The 18,656-nt window shown below is 61.3% G+C and carries 16 protein-coding genes; 13 read left to right on the top strand and 3 right to left on the bottom strand.

What is annotated here, in order from left to right:
• Positions 1-92: 92 nt before the first annotated feature.
• Positions 93-998, bottom strand: coding sequence for a methionyl-tRNA formyltransferase (locus VGO12_RS16450; RefSeq protein WP_327513813.1), 906 nt, complete (start codon positions 996-998; stop codon positions 93-95).
• A gap of 430 nt (positions 999-1,428) precedes the next feature.
• Between VGO12_RS16450 and VGO12_RS16455 the strand changes: the two genes are divergently transcribed.
• The 3 genes from VGO12_RS16455 to VGO12_RS16465 all read left to right on the top strand — a co-directional run bounded on the left by VGO12_RS16455 (position 1,429) and on the right by VGO12_RS16465 (position 4,867).
• A complete protein-coding gene (locus VGO12_RS16455; RefSeq protein WP_327513814.1) occupies positions 1,429-2,526 on the top strand; it encodes a glycosyltransferase in 1,098 nt (365 codons plus the stop codon).
• 426 nt (positions 2,527-2,952) lie between these two features.
• Positions 2,953-3,612 (top strand): response regulator transcription factor, encoded by a 660-nt coding sequence (locus tag VGO12_RS16460; protein ID WP_327513815.1) that lies wholly within the window; start codon positions 2,953-2,955, stop codon positions 3,610-3,612.
• Positions 3,613-3,658: 46 nt separating this feature from the next.
• Entirely contained in the window at positions 3,659-4,867 is a 1,209-nt protein-coding gene (locus tag VGO12_RS16465; protein ID WP_327513816.1) for a glycosyltransferase family 4 protein, read from the top strand.
• A gap of 149 nt (positions 4,868-5,016) precedes the next feature.
• Here VGO12_RS16465 and VGO12_RS16470 read toward each other — a convergent pair whose 3' ends face one another.
• On the bottom strand, positions 5,017-6,645 hold the full coding sequence (locus VGO12_RS16470; protein WP_327513817.1) for a glycosyltransferase family 39 protein: 1,629 nt from the start codon (positions 6,643-6,645) through the stop codon (positions 5,017-5,019).
• A gap of 399 nt (positions 6,646-7,044) precedes the next feature.
• Here VGO12_RS16470 and rfbF point away from each other — a divergent pair, with 399 nt between their 5' ends.
• The 10 genes from rfbF to VGO12_RS16520 all read left to right on the top strand — a co-directional run bounded on the left by rfbF (position 7,045) and on the right by VGO12_RS16520 (position 18,020).
• The gene (gene rfbF / locus VGO12_RS16475; RefSeq protein WP_327513818.1) at positions 7,045-7,869 is read left to right on the top strand and encodes a glucose-1-phosphate cytidylyltransferase; all 825 of its coding nucleotides are present in this window, start codon (positions 7,045-7,047) and stop codon (positions 7,867-7,869) included.
• 3 nt (positions 7,870-7,872) lie between these two features.
• On the top strand, positions 7,873-9,030 hold the full coding sequence (rfbG, locus tag VGO12_RS16480) for a CDP-glucose 4,6-dehydratase (RefSeq protein ID WP_327513819.1): 1,158 nt from the start codon (positions 7,873-7,875) through the stop codon (positions 9,028-9,030).
• The gene (locus tag VGO12_RS16485) at positions 9,020-10,258 is read left to right on the top strand and encodes a DegT/DnrJ/EryC1/StrS family aminotransferase (protein ID WP_327513820.1); all 1,239 of its coding nucleotides are present in this window, start codon (positions 9,020-9,022) and stop codon (positions 10,256-10,258) included. The genes rfbG and VGO12_RS16485 overlap by 11 nt, the downstream gene beginning before the upstream one ends.
• 112 nt (positions 10,259-10,370) lie before the next feature.
• Positions 10,371-11,348 carry an NAD(P)-dependent oxidoreductase gene (locus VGO12_RS16490; RefSeq protein WP_327513821.1) on the top strand — a complete coding sequence of 326 codons (978 nt, stop codon included), beginning with the start codon at positions 10,371-10,373 and terminating at the stop codon, positions 11,346-11,348.
• An 11-nt stretch (positions 11,349-11,359) separates the two neighbouring features.
• Complete coding sequence (locus tag VGO12_RS16495; RefSeq protein WP_327513822.1) at positions 11,360-12,376, top strand: glycosyltransferase family 2 protein; 1,017 nt, start codon at positions 11,360-11,362, stop codon at positions 12,374-12,376.
• On the top strand, positions 12,348-12,773 hold the full coding sequence (locus VGO12_RS16500; RefSeq protein ID WP_327513823.1) for a GtrA family protein: 426 nt from the start codon (positions 12,348-12,350) through the stop codon (positions 12,771-12,773). Before VGO12_RS16495 ends, VGO12_RS16500 begins: the two co-directional genes overlap by 29 nt.
• A gap of 152 nt (positions 12,774-12,925) precedes the next feature.
• Positions 12,926-13,825, top strand: a complete 900-nt coding sequence (cysD, locus tag VGO12_RS16505) for a sulfate adenylyltransferase subunit CysD (protein WP_327513824.1) — start codon at positions 12,926-12,928, stop codon at positions 13,823-13,825.
• Positions 13,825-15,714 carry a sulfate adenylyltransferase subunit CysN gene (gene cysN / locus VGO12_RS16510; RefSeq protein ID WP_327513825.1) on the top strand — a complete coding sequence of 630 codons (1,890 nt, stop codon included), beginning with the start codon at positions 13,825-13,827 and terminating at the stop codon, positions 15,712-15,714. The genes cysD and cysN overlap by 1 nt, the downstream gene beginning before the upstream one ends.
• Before the next feature lie 42 nt (positions 15,715-15,756).
• Entirely contained in the window at positions 15,757-16,566 is an 810-nt protein-coding gene (cysQ, locus tag VGO12_RS16515; RefSeq protein WP_327513887.1) for a 3'(2'),5'-bisphosphate nucleotidase CysQ, read from the top strand.
• A gap of 98 nt (positions 16,567-16,664) precedes the next feature.
• On the top strand, positions 16,665-18,020 hold the full coding sequence (locus tag VGO12_RS16520) for an O-antigen ligase family protein (protein ID WP_327513826.1): 1,356 nt from the start codon (positions 16,665-16,667) through the stop codon (positions 18,018-18,020).
• A gap of 29 nt (positions 18,021-18,049) precedes the next feature.
• Here the strand turns inward: VGO12_RS16520 and VGO12_RS16525 are convergent, their stop codons facing one another.
• The gene (locus VGO12_RS16525) at positions 18,050-18,652 is read right to left on the bottom strand and encodes a sugar transferase (RefSeq protein ID WP_327513827.1); all 603 of its coding nucleotides are present in this window, start codon (positions 18,650-18,652) and stop codon (positions 18,050-18,052) included.
• Positions 18,653-18,656: the final 4 nt, after the last annotated feature.

The raw sequence follows: 18,656 nt of genomic DNA on the forward strand, positions 1-18,656 counted from the left end.
CCTTCTCCAGATGTTGCAAGGAGCAGCCACGGGGTCGAGGTCCGCTCTCTCCTATCGAACAAGCCAATCCGAACGTCCGCTGCGGCCGGCACCTACGATCCCATCTTGCTGTGAACGGCCGGGCGGCGACCGTCTGTCCCGCGCCAGGCTGTCACTTCGATGCACTGCCGGTCCCCGCACATGACTGTAAATCCCTCCGTCGTATGCGCCTGCACCTGGCCGGCAAGACCGATGTAACGAAAGGAGTCTGCAAACGTCCGTGCCGCATCGATATGGATCGGCCTGCCGTCTCGAAGAGAGAAGGCGCCCGGGTAAGGGTCGCCGACGGCCCGGATCAGCCGCAGGATCTCGGCGGCCGGGTGAGACCAGTCGATGAGGCCGTCTTCGGCCACGCGCTTTGCGCAATAGCTGGCGAGTGTGTGATCCTGCTCGATCCTCGGCGCCCGTCCCTCGGTCGCCAGCGCCACGGCTTCCGGAACCATCTCGGCCAGGTTGCCGACATGCTTGGCGTAAAGGCTGCGCGCGGTCTCGTCCGGGGCGAGCGGGAAGAGACGCTGCAGGATGATGTCCCCCGAATCCATGCCTTCATCGATCCAGAAGAGCGATGAGCCCGTCGTCTTTTCGTCAAGCAGGATGGTCCATGGTATGACGCCCCTCCCCCGCAGCCGCGGCAACGCGGCCGGATGAAAGCCGATCACGCCGAGGCGAGGAATGTCGCGAAAGGCCTGACGGCAGATCTGCGACCAGCCAAGTACGAGGATGAGATCCGGCGCGGTGGCGCGGACAGCCTCAAGCGTCGCCTCGGCGTTGATATTCGTCGCATGAAACACGGCACTGCCAGCCTTGAGCGCCGGCGTCGTCAGATCGGCAAAATCGGAATGCCGATCCGCCGCCTCCGGTGGCAGGGTGATCACCAGCGACGGCACCATGTCTTTGGACAAAAGGGCCTCAAGGGCTATGCGAGATCCTTCTACGGCACCAACCAGAACAAACCGCATCTTCTCTCTCAAATGCACAAGGTTTCAGAGCGCAATGTACAAAATCAGACCGCAACCAAGGGTAAAATAACCCATGCGGGCGATATTAAAGTATTTCAAGTATGATATTCAGGGATGCTATTTCAGACGCCAGCTATACTGCAAGAGAATAATTGCATGACAGTGTCAGCCGTTGTATCTTGAAACCACTGCCTTTCTAGGGATCTGCCCGGAGAGGCGCATTTAGAGTACCAACACTTTTTCAGAAATGATCGCATCCGATGTGCCCTCCGAAATCGAGGCAACGGAAATTTGATACCCTGGCGCGGAGACCGCGCTGAGGCTTGTGGTGCTCATGGCAGGCGCAGGCAGCCACCGGGTGTGGCGCTTGAAGTCCGGCCGGGGAATGCGGAGGTAGGCCCAAGCTGCGGCGCAACTTCGGATCCATGGTATGATTTTGCATTTGATCACCAATTTCAGCGCAAGTGCCGGAGCTGAAACGATGCTCGCGCGCCTGCTCAAGGCGTCGCCTGACGAGCGCGTCATGGTCGTCTCGCTGCTCGATATCTCGGCGCGAAACCGCGATCTCGCGGGCAATCCGCGTGTCGAATACGTGGCGCTCGGTGCGCGCTCGCTGCCTGCGATCATTCAGGGCACGATGCGGCTTGCGCAGATCATCCGCCAGGAAAAGCCCAGCGTGCTTTTGTGCTGGATGTACCATGCCATGGTTGTCGGCACGCTTGCCGCCAAGCTTTCTCGCCGCGCGACGCCGGTGATCTGGAACGTTCGCCAGTCTCTGGACGACGTTGCCTCACTTTCAAGAAGCTCGCATCTGGCGATCGCCGCAGCCAAGGTGCTTTCCGGCTCCGCATCCGGCATCATTTACAACTCGTCACGCGCGCGCGACATGCACGGCGCCTATGGCTATCGCAACCTCAATTCGGTCGTTATCCCGAACGGCTTCGAGATTCCGGCCGTCGCCACCCATCACCAGGTGCCGGACCAGGCGCCGGCGCGGCGGATCGGCATCGTCGCCCGCTTTCATCCGCAAAAGGATCACGCAACCTTCTTTCGCGCCGCCGCATCGGTGCTGCGTACCCATCCCGACACGCGCTTTCTCGCAGCCGGCCGCGGCCTGGCCTGGGACAATCCCGAAGTTGTCCGGTTGATTACCGATGCGGGATTGCCGAGCGAGGCCATCGACCTCAGGGGCGAAGTCGCCGACATGGAGGATTTCTATCGCAACATCGACATCCTGGCGCTGTCTTCGAGAACGGAAGGATTTCCGAACGTCGTTGCCGAGGCGATGAGCTATGCCAAGATGGTCGTGGCGACAGATGTCGGGGACGCAGCCGAGGTGGCGGGCAATGCCGGGATCGTCGTGCCGGCCCGCGATCCGGAGGCCTTTGCAGACGCCATGCGCAAGGTGCTCGATCTCTCGCCGGAGGAGTACGCCCGCTACGCGCACCTTGCCCGTGACCGGATCGAGAGCGAGTACACCCTGCACAAGATCGAGCGGCGCTACTCCAATTTCCTGAGGAACTTCTAGCGGATATGTGCAGGCGCCGGGCGAAGCAGTGCTGCGAAACAGACCGAAAGGACGATACGACCGACCCACAGTCGTAAACGGAACGGCCACAATTCAAGCATGCCACAAACCATACCGGCCGAACATTGACGAGCAGAAAGCTTGTGATACCATCTGAACTTTCAATGACATACTCTGCGATACTTTTATCTATACAATCAAAGATTGCGACCGCCAGCACCCGTAGTATTTCTAATCACATCACTTCTTTTGCGGGCATGTTGAAATGCGTAGAACCCGAAACACATTTTTTATCATCAGGCGATCCATGTATCACTGCGGTGGAAAACTCCCGTTAAGCGGCAGTTTTCCGCTCGACCATGGGCTCGACGGCTCACGGCGACGGCCGTGCGTCTTGTCTGGCGCCCGGGGCAGCAGGGGAGCGTCATGACCGCACCGATCCGAACTGTGATTGTCGACGACCATCCGCTCGTGATTGTCGGCGCCCGAGCAACGGTCGAGACGACCCAGGATATCGTCTGTGTCGGCGCGGCCGGGAGCGGCACCGATGCCTTGGCGCTGATCGGCGCGACCAGCCCGGACGTGTCGGTCATCGATATCTCGCTTCCCGACATGAGCGGTCTGTCGCTTGCCGAGGAAATCCTCAAGCAAAAGCTCTCGACCTATGTGGTGGTGATGACTGAGCATCAGGAGCGCAGCTATGCGCAGCAGGCGCTCCAGATCGGCGTCAAGGGCTTCATCCAGAAATGCTCCGCGCCGGAGCACCTGTTGCTCGCGGTGCGCTCGGTGACGCTCGGCGGGCTCTATCTCGACCCGCCGACCGCTCAGGAGCTGACGCGATCGACGCCAGGCCCTGGCGCGCAAGCCGTGAGGATGGCCGGCATGCCCGGCCTGACGCGACGCGAGCAGGACGTGCTGAGGCTTGTAGCGCTTGGGTATTCCAACAAGGAAATCGGCGCGAGAACCAATGTGAGCGTTAAATCGATCGAAACCTACAAGGCCCGCGCGACGGAGAAGCTACAACTTCATACGCGGGCGCAGATCGTCCATTTCGCCCTGACCCACGGCTGGATGAGCGCCATCTAGCGCGCCGGCCGTCGAAGCCATGCCTTGCGCCTTCGGGCGCTGATCGATGCAGCCGGATGTGCTTGTCGAAGGTGAAATGCACTTCGACGCGTCCGGCGACGGTGAAGAGATTGTCGCGCATGCCGCAGAACAGGAGCCGGCTTTGCGAATTGTATTTGTGCTCTCCGGGCTAGGAGCGGGCGGGGCCGAAAAGGTCGTCAATATGCTCGCGCATCATCGGCGCGCGCATGGGGACGACGTCCACGTCCTTGCCGTCAGTGCCAACAATGCGGCCAGCTTCTTTGCCTACGACAAGGCGATCAGCGTGGAGGCGCTGGGCGGCGGCACTGCCTCCGGGGCCATTGGAACCGCACGACGTATCGCACGGCTTCGCACGCGCCTGAGCGCATTGTCCCCGGACCTCGTCGTCTCCTTCCTGACAAAGGTCAACATCATGGTGGTCCTCGCATCGCGCGGGCTTGGTCTTCGGCTGGTTCTTTCCGAACGAAACAACTTCAGCACCCAGGCGATGAGCCCCATTTGGCGGCTGTCGCGGCCATTGGCCGCGCGGGCGGCCGAACGGCTGGTGATGCAGACAAGGCAGGCCACCACCTTGCTGCCGCCTGCCCTGAAGGACAAGTCGGTGATCATTCCCAATCCGGTAACGCTTCGGCGCGCCAGCCCCGCGGCTGAGGGCGACGGCACCCGGGTTGTCGCGGTCGGTCGCCTCGATCGGCAGAAGGGGTTCGATCTGCTGATAGACGCCTTTGCCACCGTTACGAAACTGGACCCCAGGTTGACGCTGACGATTTTCGGCGAAGGTCCGGAACGGGCGGCGCTCGAGGCGCAGGTTCAGCGTCTCGGCCTTCAGGATCGCATCCGTCTTCCCGGCACCACCAAATCGCCGGTCGAGTGGCTGGATGCCGGCGATATCTTCGTGCTCAGCTCGCGCTTCGAGGGGTTCCCCAACGTGCTGCTCGAAGCCATGTCAGCGGGTCTTGCGACGATCGCGTTCGACTGCCCGTGGGGACCATCGGAGATCATCAACACGCCCGAGGTCGGAATGCTCGTGCCCCTGGGCGATATCGCGCAGCTGACAGCGGCAATCCGCCGGCTGGCGGGGGATGCGGCCCTCAGGCAGCGGTTGGGGGCAGCCGCGGCCCGCGCCGTGGCCGCGCGCTACGCGACATCGATCGTTCTTCAGCAATGGGACAACGTCATTGCACCGCCGATGACGGCCACGGTCCGATTGCCGACCGAGCAGGTACCGACCTGATGCGGCACGCGGCCACTGCATGTTTCCTTTAATCGTAGCCGGTCAGAGGACAAAAACATGCAGCAATTGAAAGTGCTACAGCATCCTTTGCGCGTCCGACAAGACGCGCGGCGCTGTAGCGGGCCACTGCATTTTTTCAAGACTGGCGCTCAGGACGAGGCGGGTTTCAGATACAGCACCGGCGTCCCGTACCGGTCCTTGAAGCCGAGGGGCGCCGACAACACGTAGCCGTGGCTCTCCGCATAGGCGCGCATGGGTTTCTCCAGCTCATCGTCAAATCCGAGCAGCAGGGCCGCCGGTGGCTCCTGGTCAAACAGAGCGCCGACCGTCTCCGGCGAGGTCATCCTGTAGTATTTCGCGAGCTCCGGGCTGGTCACCGAGGCGGTGCGATAGGCGAAGGGACCGGTAGCAAGCTCGGGATAGACGTCAAGGCCACCCTCCAGCGGATAGATCGGCGAAAGCGTCGCCACCTTGCCGCTGACGCCTGCGGCCTGCATGCGCTCCGCGATCGTCATTCCCGCCTCATGAACACGCATCGTCGTCCACTGCGCCGGATGTACCGCCTTGCCGATGTACTGGCCAAGGCGCGGCGCGTTGACGGCGAGAGCGAGAACCGCGGCCGAAAGAAGTATTGGCCGCACCGATGGCAGCGAAGTCGGCCCGAGCGTCTCGAGAAAGAGGCCAAACGCCAACGGAACGCAGATGAGCGGCGGCGCGAAATATTGCGGAAAGCCGGGGGTCGGCACGAAGCTCATGGCGATGCTCGTCAGCACGACACCGAGCAGCACGAGCAATTCACCCCTGCGCATGCCCGGTTCCGGCGTCCGGCTTTCGGCGCGCCGGGAAAAAACGGTGAGGGCCACGGCAAGCAGGGCCGCAAGTGCGACGGCAACGGCGGGCGCCAGCCATATCTCCTGCGCGAGCGCCAGCTTCTGGGCAAGCGACATGGCGCCCCCTTCGCCGTCACCACTCGCCAGCCGCCAGTATTGCGGATGAGGTCCGGTGTGGTAGCGCACGACATGCGCCAGTAAAAGCTGCGGATCGCGCAGCAGATAAAAGAGGATCGGCGCTCCGCCGATCAGGCCGCCGACCGTCAATGGCGCAACCACCTGAACCAGGCGTTCCTTCAGCCGCAGTGACTGCGGCAGAAGGAATGCGGCGATGGCGACGGCCGGAATGAAGGCGATCGCGCTCAGTTTGAAGCTCACGGCCAGCGCCAGGAAAAATCCGGAAAGCGCCACCAGCATCGCGCGTCGGCGTTCGTTGCGCAACGCAAGCAGGAAGAGACTGAGCCCAAGCAGGGCGAATGGCCACGGCAGGAAGTTGTTTGTGGCGCCGACGCCCGTCTGTGTCAGAAACAGCTCGTTCACCAGCGACAGGACGACGACGCAGACGGTAACCCATCCCGATCGCGTCAACGCGTGCACCACGCCGACCACGACGACCGCAAACAGGATCCAGGCGAGGAAAACTCCCACGCGTCCGCTCAAAAGCAGGTGACTTGGCCCGACCAGCTTGCTGACGCCATAGAAATACCAGGCCGAGCCCGGCGGGTGATTGTAGAAAAAGTCACTGTAAAGCGCCGCGCCATCGAGAAGCTTGATAGGAGGAACGTAAAGCTGCTCGTCTCTGCGCATCTCGAAGTTCATGATGCGAAGAAACAGGAGGACGGACAGGAAGGCAAAGAACAGCGACGTCGCGATGGAATAGAAAACACCGAACGTTTTCGTCGGAGCTGGAACGTTCGCTTCACCGGCAATAGTTGATGGATAGGTCATCTAAAACTCCGAACAGAAAAATGACGAAGTATGGCAGGCGCGCGCGCAACCCGCAGGTCGCGCAGGATGTCAAACGAACGGCCGGATCCGTGGTCTGCGCCTGGCCCGCCCGGCAATTCGGGCAAATCCGGACAAGCGCGCAAGGATAAACCTGACACCTAAAAAGGCTTGCGGCCCAACAGAATATAAGGTATTTCTTTTATATTGGTTACTTAACATATCGGAAACGCTGGGACTAATCCAGTTATATTCCGGAGTGCGCAGATAAGCGCCAGCATTTGTAGACGTGCATTTTTATCAGTTATTGAAAACGACCTTATCGCGCATTGGATCGCGATTGCTCATGAACAACATCTGAGACGTCAACAGTATCTCAAAACTACATTCTTGGAGACCGCTATGAAAGTCGTTCTCTTTGCGGGAGGGCTTGGCTCGCGCCTTGCCGAGGAAACCACGCGCGTACCGAAGCCGATGGTCGAGATTGGTGGCAAGCCCATCATCCTTCACGTCATGGACATCTACAGCCACTGGGGGCATCGCGACTTCGTCGTCGCCGGCGGCTACAAGTGCATGTCGATCAAGAGCTTTTTCCATAATTTCCATCTGTCGACCGCCGATTTTACGGTGGCGCTCGGAAGCGGCTCTATGGTGCTGCACCCCAATCATCCACTCGACTGGAATGTTTCGGTGGTCGACACCGGGCTGTCGACGATGACCGGAGGGCGGCTCCTCAGGCTGCGCGAGTGGCTCGACAACGAGACCTTCATGGTAACTTATTCGGACGGTGTCGGGAACATCGACATCGAGGCGCTTCTGGCGTTCCACCGTTCGCATGGCCGCCTGGCGACCGTCACGGCGGTCCAGCCTCCTGCACGTTTCGGCAACCTCGAGATCGAGGGCGACCAGGTCGTCGAATTCACCGAGAAGGTGCAAAAGAAGGAAACCTGGATCAATGGCGGCTTCTTCGTCTTCGAACCAGGTGTGCTCGACTATATTCCGAGCCTGTCCGAGCCGCTCGAAATGTCGCCGCTGACCAATCTTGCAAGGGACGGCCAGCTGTTCGCCTACAAGCACCACGGCTTCTGGCATCCGATGGATACGATCCGTGACCGCGACTACCTGAACGGCCTTTGCGAGAGCGACGATCCGCCATGGCTGCACTTTGAACGCGATCATATCGCTGGCTCGACAACCCCGATCTCCACCCACCACGTGCGGATGTAGGACATGGTCTGGATCACCAGCGAGGCCGACCTTTCCGAGGCGTTCTGGGGTCAGCGGATTCTGATCACGGGGCACTCCGGCTTCAAGGGAGGCTGGCTTGCACTTTGGCTGAGGCGGCTCGGCGCCTCGGTGGTCGGGCTGTCCCTGCCACCGGCGACACCTTCATTCTTCCGGGCCGCCAACCTCGGCGAAATCATCGATGGTCGTGACGCAGATATCCGAAGTGCGGCCGATGTTGCCGAGGCAATCGAAGGGCAGGACTTCGACCTCGTCATCCACATGGCCGCGCAGGCGGTCGTCCGGGCGTCGTTCGAGAACCCGGTCGATACCTATGCCACCAATGTCGTCGGCACGGCGATCGTGCTCGATGCGGCAAGGCGACTGAAGTCGCTGAAGGGCGTCGTCGTCGTTACCAGCGACAAGTGCTACGAAAACCGCGAATGGGTCTGGGGTTATCGTGAAAACGACCCGATGGGCGGGCGCGACCCCTACAGCTCGTCGAAAGGCTGCGCCGAGCTGGTCGCCGCCGCCTATCGCTCCTCCTTCTTCAACGACCCGAACGGCCCTCAGCTTGTCAGCGTACGCGCCGGCAATGTCTTCGGCGGTGGCGACTGGGGCGCAGACAGGCTCGTGCCCGATCTCGTTCGCTCGGTCGAAAGCGGCACTCCGGCCCGTTTGCGCAACCCGTCCAGCATTCGGCCGTGGCAGCATGTCTTTGAGCCGCTGCGCGGTTACATGATGCTGGCCGCCCATCTCGTTCAGCGCAGAACGCGCTTTGCCGGCGGCTGGAATTTCGGACCCGACCAGGAGGCAACCGTCAACGTCGGCACACTTGCCGACATGGTCGTCAGCCACTGGGGCGACGGAGGACCGCGTGTGATCGTCGAACCGCAGGCAAACGCGCCGGCGGAATCGACCATCCTGCGGCTCGACAGCACGAAGGCACACACGGAACTCGGCTGGAAACCGGTGCTGCGCCTTGCGGACGCCGTTTCGATGACCGTCGCCTGGTACAAGAAATATCGCGACGATCCTGATCATATCCGGTCGTTTTCCGAACACCAACTCGAGCAATACGCCGCGGCCTGGAAACGGGACGCGGAACACGACGCAAAACCATCGCCATTGCGCGCTATCGGAGATTGGAAAGATGCGAGTTAATTACGGGCAATCCGTCTACGGGCAGGAAGAGATCGACGCCGTCAACGCCGTGTTGCGCTCATCGACGCAAATGGGCAAGGCCGTGAGATCGATGCAGGAACGCGTCGCTGCACTGTTTGCCAAGCAGCACGGCATCATGGTGAACTCGGGTTCGTCGGCCAATCATCTTGCCATCGAAATCGCCGATCTTCCCAAGGGCTCGGAAGTCATCACCCCGGCGCTCACCTTTGCGACAACCGTTGCGCCGATCGTGCGTGCCGGACTGTTGCCGGCATTCGTCGACGTGGTCGAGGGCACTTACAATATCGATTCCGATTGCATCGAGCGCATGATCACCAAGAAGACCAAGGCGGTGATGATCCCGTCTCTGATCGGCAATCTGCCCGACTGGGACCGCATCCGCGCCATCGCCGACGCCCACAAGCTGCTGGTGATCGAAGACAGCGCCGACACGCTCGGCGCAACCATCCGCGACAAGAGCACCGGCACCCGCTCCGACATCAGCACGACCAGCTTCTACGGCTCGCACGTGATCACGGCGGCCGGAAACGGCGGCATGGTTTGCGTCAACGACGACGAACTGGCCCGAAAGGCGATGCTCTATCGCTCCTGGGGCCGGACCTCCTCGCTTTTCGTTGAATCCGAAACCATCGAAAACCGTTTCAACATCGACCTCGACGGCTTCGACTACGACGCGAAGTTCGTGTTCGAAGTCCTTGGATTCAACGTCGAACCATCCGAAATGGGGGCTGCGTTCGGTCTCGTGCAGCTGGATCGACTGCAGCAGAACATCGACGCGCGCGAGCGCAACTTTGCCGACCAGATGGCCTTCTTCCGGGAGTACGAGGACTGGTTCGTACTGCCGCGGCAATTGCCCTTCTCGCGCACCGGCTGGCTCGCATTCCCGCTGACGGTTCGTGCCGACGCCCCCTTCACCCGGCGCGAAATGCAGATTTTCCTGGAACAACGCGACATCCAGACACGCCCGGTGTTCACCGGCAATATCCTGCGTCAGCCGGCGATGAACGGTGTCGCCTGCAAGGTCGATCCGCGCGGCTATCCGATCGCCGACGACGTCATGCGCGGCGGCATCCTGCTTGCCTGCCATCACGGGCTGACGCCGGCGCATCTGGACCATATCCACCAGTCGTTCCGCGATTTTGCGCTTCGGTTCGCCAAGTCCGGCAGCGGCAAGCGTCGCCAGCAGCAACCGGCCTCGTTCATCTGAAAGACCTGAGACGGAGGAGGGAAGCGCAGTCATCGGTTCGTATCGGCTTCTGGTCGGCGCGCACCGCAGTTCGCTTCCCAACCGACGCTCAAGCGGAAATGAGAAAAGGCGCATGTCGAGGATATTGATTACCGGAGCGGCTGGCTTCATTGGTTCGCATATGACGCGCATTTGCGTCGATGCTGGCCATGAAGTCCATGTCATCGTACGGCCCGGCACGGAGGATAGTCGCCTCGATGCCGTTGACGGCGCGTTCGTCCGGCACAACTTCGACCTTCAATCGGAGGACGCAATCCGGCGCTGCCTTTCGGACGCGGCGCCGGAGATCGTCTTTCATCTCGCCGCCCGGCCGCGGCGGCGGGAGGAAGCTGAACTGAATGACGCCAAGGCCGGGATCCGCGAACATCTCAATGCCGTGCTCGGCCTGCTCGGTGCTGCCGGCGCCGCCCGCCACCCGCCGAAAAAGATCATCAGAACCGGCTCTCTTGCCGAATATGGCGTGGCGCAGGCGCCCTACGAAGAAGACAGCCGCGAGATCCCGGTCAACGCCTATGGTGCCGAGCTCACCGCCGCAACGCATCTTATCGGCGGCCTGCAGGCGCGCCTGCCGTTTCCAGTGATCACGGCCCGCCTGGCGCTGGTCTTCGGCCCGATGCAATCGACGCAGTTCGCCATTCCACAGTTGATCGAGCACTGCCTTTCTGCCCAGCGCTCGGTCGTGCACCATCCCTCGGACCGGCGCGATCTGCTTTATGTCGACGACGTGGTCGAAGCGCTGCTGCGCGTCGCCGAGGCCCCGACAAGCACGCGGCTCGTCAACATCGCAACCGGCATTGCCCCGTCGATGCGGGAGATTGCCCGGCTGATTGTCGAACACACCGGCGCCGACCCGGCCCTGATCGAGTACGGAGCGGACGGCGTGACGGGCGGCATCCCGGATTTCCGGGCATCGCCAGCTCGGGTGAAGGATCTGTTCGGCTGGAGTGCACGTGTGCCGCTGGCTGAGGGGTTCACCCGCACCGTTGCCTGGCACCGCGCGGTTCTGCCGCCCATAGCAGACGACGGCCCCGCGCCGCGCAAAACCATGTGAGAGTGGCGGACGTGACGACAAAGAGACCGAAGATCTCCATCCTGGTGCCGGCCTTCAACGAGGAGGCCAATGTCCGCCGCGCGCACGAAGCGGTCGTCGACATGTTCCTGAGCCTGCCCGGATATGACCGGGAGATCATCTTCACGGACAACCACTCCACGGACAAGACCTTCGAGATCCTCAAGGAAATCGCCAGCGAGGACCCGACCGTCCGGGTCATCCGCTTCAGCCGCAACATCGGCTACCAGCGCTCACTCTTGGTCGCGTACAAGTCGGCGACGGGCGACTGCTCCGTGCAGATCGACTGCGACCTGCAGGATCCGCCGCATCTCATTCCAGGCATGATCGACCTATGGCGCGAGGGTCACCAGGTGGTCTACGGCATTCGCCGCACGCTGACGGACGGCTGGCTGACGACCCGGATCCGCCGCGCCTTCTACTGGTGCATCAATGCGCTCAGCGAGGACGACCTGCCGCTCAACGCCGGCGAGTTCCGGCTGGTCGACCGGTGCATTCTCGACGAATTGCGCAAGGTCGACGATACCTCGCCCTATCTCCGTGGACTGATCAGCGCCATGGGCTTTTCGCAGGTCGGTTTCGAATATGATCGCCAGGCGCGTGTCGCCGGCGAAAGCAAGTTTCCGTTCAAGGCAATGTTGTCGCTCGCCATCGACGGCATTCTCAACCATTCGCTGACACCACTGCGGCTCGCCTCGATGGCGAGCCTGGTGATGGGAACCGCCACGCTTTTGCTGCTGCTCGGGTATCTCGTCGGCAAGCTGCTGTTTGGCCAGGACTGGCCGGCCGGCTTTGCGACAACGACGATCCTTCTTCTCCTGTCGATAACGCTGAACGCAATCTTCCTCGGCATCGTCGGCGAATATGTCGGGCGCATCTTCATGCAATCGAAGCGGCGCCCTGCCCCCATCATCGAAGCGTCCCTGAACGACGACCGGCACCGGCAGCCGGCCCCTATGATGCCGGAATGGAGGCGCGAAGATGTCGCTGCCGACACCCAAAGACATTAGTGCCACGCCACGTGCCGGTGAGACGCTTGCCCGCTTCGCGGCCGTCGGGGCCGTCACGACGCTTCTCGACATGGGGCTGTTCAACACGCTCTATTTCGCCGGTCTGCCGCCGCTCCCGTCGAACCTCTTCTCCTACTCCTGCGGCATCGCGGTCAGCTACATGCTCAATCGCGCCTGGACCTTTCGCGCCGCCCATAGCCATGTCCAGGCAGTAAAGTTTGTCGTCGCGACCGTCACCGGCCTTCTGATTTCGACCCTCATCGTCGCGACCCTTGCCGTGCTGATCCCGGCACCGGTCGCCAAAGTCGTCAGCGTCCCCATCGTCTTCGTCTGGAACTACTTGGCATCGCGGCTGTGGGTGTTTCGACAGATACCATCACCATCGGCGCGGCCGTAACACACGTATAAAAAGCTCACTCGGAACAGATTCACAGAATATTTAGTATAAAATTCTGAACAAATATCAACATAGAATTGCAGAACGCAATAATTTTGAACTTTATATTGAAGTCGCCCTATTAATATTTCGTCGTTCTGGAGCATTATCCAATGTCCATGACACATCTACAGCGCCTTGAAGCCGAGGCGATCCACATCTTCAGAGAGGTCGTCGCGACCTTTTCCAAGCCTGTCATGCTCTATTCGATCGGCAAGGACTCCTCGGTCATGCTGCATCTGGCGATGAAGGCGTTTTATCCCGGGAAGCCTCCCTTCCCGTTTCTCCATGTCGATACGACATGGAAGTTTCGCCAGATGATCGAGTTTCGCGACCGGATCGCCGCCGAACTCGGCATCGACCTGCTCGTTCACATCAACCGTGACGGCGTCGAGCAGAAGATCAATCCCTTCACGCACGGCTCGAACGTGCACACGCACGTGATGAAGACCGTCGCGCTCCGGCAAGCGCTCGACAAATACGGCTTCGACGCCGCATTTGGAGGCGCACGGCGCGACGAGGAAAAGAGCCGCGCAAAAGAGCGCATCTTCTCGTTCCGCAACAGCCAGCACGCCTGGGACCCGAAGAACCAGCGTCCGGAACTGTGGAAGAGCTACAACACCCGCGTCGGACCATCGGAAACCATTCGGGTCTTTCCCCTGTCGAACTGGACCGAACTCGACATCTGGCAATACATCCTCAAGGAAAACATCCCGATCGTGCCGCTCTATTTCGCGGCGCGCCGGCCGGTCGTCGAACGCGACGGCATGCTGATCATGGTCGATGACGACCGGATGCCGCTCAACCCGGACGAAAAGGTCGAGGAACGCCTGGTGCGGTTCCGAACGCTCGGCTGCTATCCGCTCACCGCCGCGATCGAATCAAGCGCCACGACGCTTCCCGATATCGTGCGCGAGATGCTGACCGCGCGGACCTCGGAACGTCACGGCCGCCTGATCGACGCCGATGAGACAGCCTCTATGGAGAAGAAAAAGCGGGAGGGGTACTTCTGATGACGGCCAACACACCCGCAACGACCAGCAGCGTGCTGGACTACCTCGGTAAGCAGGAAAAGAAGACGCTGCTGCGCTTCATGACCTGCGGCTCGGTGGACGACGGCAAGTCGACCCTGATCGGCCGGCTGCTCTACGACACCAAACTGCTTTTCGACGACCAGCTTGCAGCACTCAAGCGCGAGACCAAGCGGCGCAATGCAAGCCAAAACGACATCGATTTCGCCCTTCTGATCGACGGCCTCGAGGCGGAACGAGAACAGGGCATAACCATCGACGTCGCCTACCGCTTCTTTGCGACGTCACGGCGCAAATTCATCGTCGCCGACGCCCCCGGCCACGAAGAATACACCCGCAACATGGTCACGGCCGCCTCGACAGCGGCGCTGGCAATCGTGCTCGTCGACAGCCGAAAAGGCATCCTTCGCCAGACCCGTCGCCACTCCTTCATCGCGTCGCTGCTCGGCGTCCGCCATATCGTTCTTGCGGTCAACAAGATCGATCTCGTCGGCCATGACCGGCGGGTGTTCGATTCCATCGTCGCCGACTACATGGACTTCGCGAAGAACCTCGGCTTTTCGACAATCACGCCCATCCCGATCTCGGCCCGCTTTGGCGACAACATGACGAACCGGTCGGCGAACATGCCCTGGTACAACGGCCCGACGCTGCTTGAGCATCTTGAAACCGTTGTGATCGAAGACGAAGTCTCCGCGGCGCCGTTCCGCTTTCCTGTGCAGCTCGTGCTGCGCCCGAACCTCGATTTCCGCGGCTTTGCCGGCCAGGTGGCGTCCGGCAGCATCGCCGTCGGCGACCCGGTCGCGGTGGCGAAATCCGGCCAGGTGACACGGGTCAAGGAGATCGTTACCTACGACGGCAATCTGCCCCGGGCCATCGAGGGGCAATCCGTCACGATCGTCCTGGAGGAGGAACTGGAGGTATCGCGCGGCAACATGCTCGTGCCGCCCGAGGACAGGCCCCACGTCGCCGACCAGTTCATGGCCCATGTGATCTGGCTGCATCCCGAGCCGATGCTGCCCGGTCGCAGCTACATCCTGCGCACCGAGGCCGACAGCGTCAGTGCGACGATCACGACCCTCAAGCATCAGATCGACGTCAACACATTCGCCGAAGAAGCGGCCAAGTCCCTGCGCATGAACGAGATCGGCGTGTGCAACGTTTCAACCCAGGCACCGATCGTTTTCGACAGTTACAACGCCAATCGGACCACCGGTAATTTCGTTCTGATCGATCGCTTCACCAACGCGACGGTCGGCGCCGGCATGATCGACTTCCCGCTTCGCCGCGCGCTCAATGTCCACTGGCAGGCGTTGGACATCAACAAGACGGCGCGCTCAGCTCTCAATCACCAGACGCCGCGCGTACTCTGGTTCACCGGCTTCTCGGGCTCCGGAAAGTCGACGATCGCCAACATCGTCGAGAAGATGCTGCACGCCCAGGGCAAGCACACCTTCCTGCTCGACGGCGACAACGTCCGCCATGGTCTGAACCGCGACCTCGGCTTCACCGAAGAGGACCGCGTCGAGAATATCCGGCGGGTCGCCGAAGTCGCCAAGCTGATGACCGAAGCGGGCCTGATCGTGCTGGTGTCGTTCATCTCGCCGTTCCGCTCGGAGCGCCGCATGGCGCGCGACATGTTCGAGCCTGGAGAATTCATCGAGATCTTCGTCGATACGCCGATCGAGGAATGCGCCCGGCGTGACCCGAAGGGTCTCTACAAGAAGGCGATCGCAGGCGAGATCCGCAACTTCACTGGCATCAGTTCGCCTTACGAGCGCCCCGAAACACCGGAAATCCACCTGCATACGGTAGGTCGCGAGGTCTCGACGCTTGCTGACGAAATCGAGGCGTACCTGGACAAGCAATAGCGCGGAAGGCGGCGACGCCAAGAGGACCATCGGAGGCAAATGATGATCGACACGCTGACGGCAGCGGCGATAGAAGCCGGAAGGGCCATTCTCGACGTTTATGAGCGTGATATCGAGGTTTCCGAAAAGGCTGACTGTTCGCCGGTCACGGAAGCGGATCGCTGCGCGGAAGAGATCATCCTTGCCATTCTGGCAAAGACGTTTCCCGACATACCGGTGATTGCCGAAGAAGCCGTCTCGGCCGGCGAAATACCCGAGATCGAAGGACAGCTCTTCTTTCTCGTCGACCCGCTCGATGGCACGAAGGAGTTCATCAACCGGCGCAGCGATTTCACCGTCAACATTGCCCTGATCAGCAACGGCGAGCCGGTCGCCGGGGTAGTTTTCGCACCGGCGCGCCAGGTCGGCTATGTTGCAGAAGGCGGCAGGGCCACCAAGTTCCATGTCGCGACCGACTTTGCCGTTACGCAAGTAACCGAGATCTGCTGCCGCCCGCGGCCGGCGAGCCTGACGGCTGTCGCCAGCCGTTCGCACAGCGACGCCGAAACCGCCGACTTCCTGCAGAAGAACGCGATCCGCGATTGCACCTCGATCGGCTCGTCGCTCAAATTCTGTCTGCTCGCCGAGGGACTGGCGGACGTCTATCCGCGTTTCGGGCGCACCATGGAGTGGGACACTGCCGCGGGCGATGCCGTTCTGCGGGCTGCCGGCGGGCGTGTGACGACACTGGACGGTCACCCGTTTCGCTATGGCAAGCGGCGCCAGGCGAACGACTGCGATTTCGCCAACCCCGGCTTTATCGGCTGGGGACGTGATTGCGGGCCCGTGGCCGTCGATAAGGAAACCGATTGAACAGGAAAGAGTGGCAGGATGTGCGACATGCCAGCGCCGCGGCGGAAGGACCTGACAGCCCTGATCCGCGTCATGTCGAGGGAGGGTGACTTCGAACCATGAGCATGTACAACCACAGCCTCCCAGCAGGACTGGTCCCCAATCGCGATGCCATGCGCCGCGATGCACCGAGCCTGGCGATCACCAAGAGGATCGAGTTCTTTCTCCTGATCGGAGCGGTCTTCTTCTGCTCGATGAACTATTTTCGCTATGGGGACACGAATTTTACCGTTGCCGACTTTTTTGCCCTGGTTTGCTTCTGCTTCGCGGTGCTCAACCGCAACATCGATTTTCAGCTGTTCGGTCGCATCAGCAGCGGCATGTGGTGGCTGGGGCTGGCGCTTCTCGTCTCCGGCCTTCTTGCAAGCAGCATCGCCGGGCCCGACCCGATGCGCGGCATCGTCATCGTCACCCAGTATCTCTATGCCTATCTCTTTGTCGTCCTGCTGTTCAGCGGCCGTACGCTCGACCAGCTCGTGATCGTTGCAAAAACCTACGTGACATCGATCCTCGTCCTGTGCTTCCAGGGGATTTACCTCATCCATATCGACGGGCGCACCAACACCAATTTCGTCAGCGGCAACGGTCGCTTCAGCGGATTGATGGAACGCGAGAACGAGTGCGCGGCAGTGATCGCACTGGCCGTGCCCATCCTGCTCCTTTTGATCACCACCAAGCGGATCAACCGCATCTATGGCTGTTTCGCCTTTGTCATCCTGATCTACGGCATCCTGCTCACCGGCTCCAACACCGGCCTGATGGCGCTCGTGTGCGGCTTCAGCGCCTTCGTCATCATCGGCGTCAACTGGAAGCGGCTTTTCATCAACGTCGCCATGATCGCCGTCGCGATCGTCGCCATCGGCAGTTCGGCGCGCGATTACTTGCCACCGGTGTTCCAGAAACGCGTGCTTGGCGCGCTCGAAAGCGGCGACATCGGGCAAGCCGGCACATTCGACCACCGTGTCGAACTGATCTACGAAGCCATGAACATGACCGACAGCACATTGTTGATCGGCGTTGGCGCCGATCAGTATCGCGTCGCCAGCGCGATCCATCAGCCGGTTCACAATCTCTACCTGCTTTTGTGGACCGAAGGCGGACTGATTTCAGCGATCGGGCTTCTGGTCATGCTACTCTCGGCTTTCGGACCCGCCCTCATCGCAGCCCGGATTCCGGGAGGGCGCCCTTTTGCCGGATGCATCACGGCAAACGTCTCCATTCTGCTTTTGGTCGCCAATGCGGTTCCCCATGCCTACAGCCGGTTCTGGCCGTTTCCGATCGTCATCCCCGTGGCGCTCGCCTGTGCTTACATCGCACTCGATCGGATGACACGACCAAGCTCCGACACCTTTGCAGAGGGTGATACGACCGCGCCGTCACAGCCCGAGTTGCGAGGATGGGCCGACTTGCGGTGACCGGCCGCTCGGCCCGCGGCCGATGAAGTTCACGGTTCGGGCGCCGCCCGTCGTGCCGCGCTCAACCGCTGCTCGCTGATGCGGTCACCGAAGAGCATCACCAACACCGTTTGTGCGACAATCTTCATGTCGATCCATGCGGATCGGTTGGCAATGTACCAGAGATCGAGATCGAGTTTTTCGTCATTCGACAAAATGGCATTGCCGCTGATCTGTGCCCAGCCGGTAAGCCCGGGCCGCACGCTGCAGCGCCGCGTGCCGCGCTCGCCAAGGTTAGCGATCGTCTCCGGGAGGATCGGCCGCGGGCCAATGAGGCTCATGTCGCCGATCAGGATGTTCCAGAACTCCGGCAGTTCATCAAGCCGGGTGCGGCGCAGCAGACGACCGAACCGCCCGGTCCGCTGTTCGTCGCTCAACGGCCGGCCTTCGGCGTCCCTGGCATCCGACATCGAGCGAAACTTCATCATCCGGAACGGGCGACGGTTCAACCCCGCGCGTGTCTGGTGAAACAACACTGGTCGTCCCAGCCAGATTGCGACGGCAACGCCGACCACCAGCATCACCGGCAGGGTCAACAAGCCCGCCAGCAACGCAAAGGCGATGTCAAAACACCGTTTCATGTCCCACTCCAAGCGG

Source organism: Ensifer sp. (genome assembly GCF_035999135.1).
In the GTDB taxonomy this organism is placed as follows: Bacteria; Pseudomonadota; Alphaproteobacteria; order Rhizobiales; family Rhizobiaceae; genus Ensifer.

Excerpts from the sequence above, each read along its gene's own strand:
- VGO12_RS16500 (WP_327513823.1), top strand. The coding sequence starts at position 12,348 with ATGTCGCTGCCGACACCCAAAGACATTAGTGCCACGCCACGTGCCGGT.
- VGO12_RS16455 (WP_327513814.1), top strand. The coding sequence starts at position 1,429 with ATGATTTTGCATTTGATCACCAATTTCAGCGCAAGTGCCGGAGCTGAA.
- VGO12_RS16460 (WP_327513815.1), top strand. The coding sequence starts at position 2,953 with ATGACCGCACCGATCCGAACTGTGATTGTCGACGACCATCCGCTCGTG.
- rfbG (WP_327513819.1), top strand. The coding sequence starts at position 7,873 with ATGGTCTGGATCACCAGCGAGGCCGACCTTTCCGAGGCGTTCTGGGGT.
- VGO12_RS16470 (WP_327513817.1), bottom strand. The coding sequence starts at position 6,645 with ATGACCTATCCATCAACTATTGCCGGTGAAGCGAACGTTCCAGCTCCG.
- cysD (WP_327513824.1), top strand. The coding sequence starts at position 12,926 with ATGTCCATGACACATCTACAGCGCCTTGAAGCCGAGGCGATCCACATC.
- VGO12_RS16490 (WP_327513821.1), top strand. The coding sequence starts at position 10,371 with ATGTCGAGGATATTGATTACCGGAGCGGCTGGCTTCATTGGTTCGCAT.
- VGO12_RS16450 (WP_327513813.1), bottom strand. The coding sequence starts at position 998 with ATGCGGTTTGTTCTGGTTGGTGCCGTAGAAGGATCTCGCATAGCCCTT.
- cysQ (WP_327513887.1), top strand. The coding sequence starts at position 15,757 with ATGATCGACACGCTGACGGCAGCGGCGATAGAAGCCGGAAGGGCCATT.
- cysN (WP_327513825.1), top strand. The coding sequence starts at position 13,825 with ATGACGGCCAACACACCCGCAACGACCAGCAGCGTGCTGGACTACCTC.
- VGO12_RS16485 (WP_327513820.1), top strand. The coding sequence starts at position 9,020 with ATGCGAGTTAATTACGGGCAATCCGTCTACGGGCAGGAAGAGATCGAC.
- VGO12_RS16520 (WP_327513826.1), top strand. The coding sequence starts at position 16,665 with ATGAGCATGTACAACCACAGCCTCCCAGCAGGACTGGTCCCCAATCGC.
- rfbF (WP_327513818.1), top strand. The coding sequence starts at position 7,045 with ATGAAAGTCGTTCTCTTTGCGGGAGGGCTTGGCTCGCGCCTTGCCGAG.
- VGO12_RS16465 (WP_327513816.1), top strand. The coding sequence starts at position 3,659 with ATGCAGCCGGATGTGCTTGTCGAAGGTGAAATGCACTTCGACGCGTCC.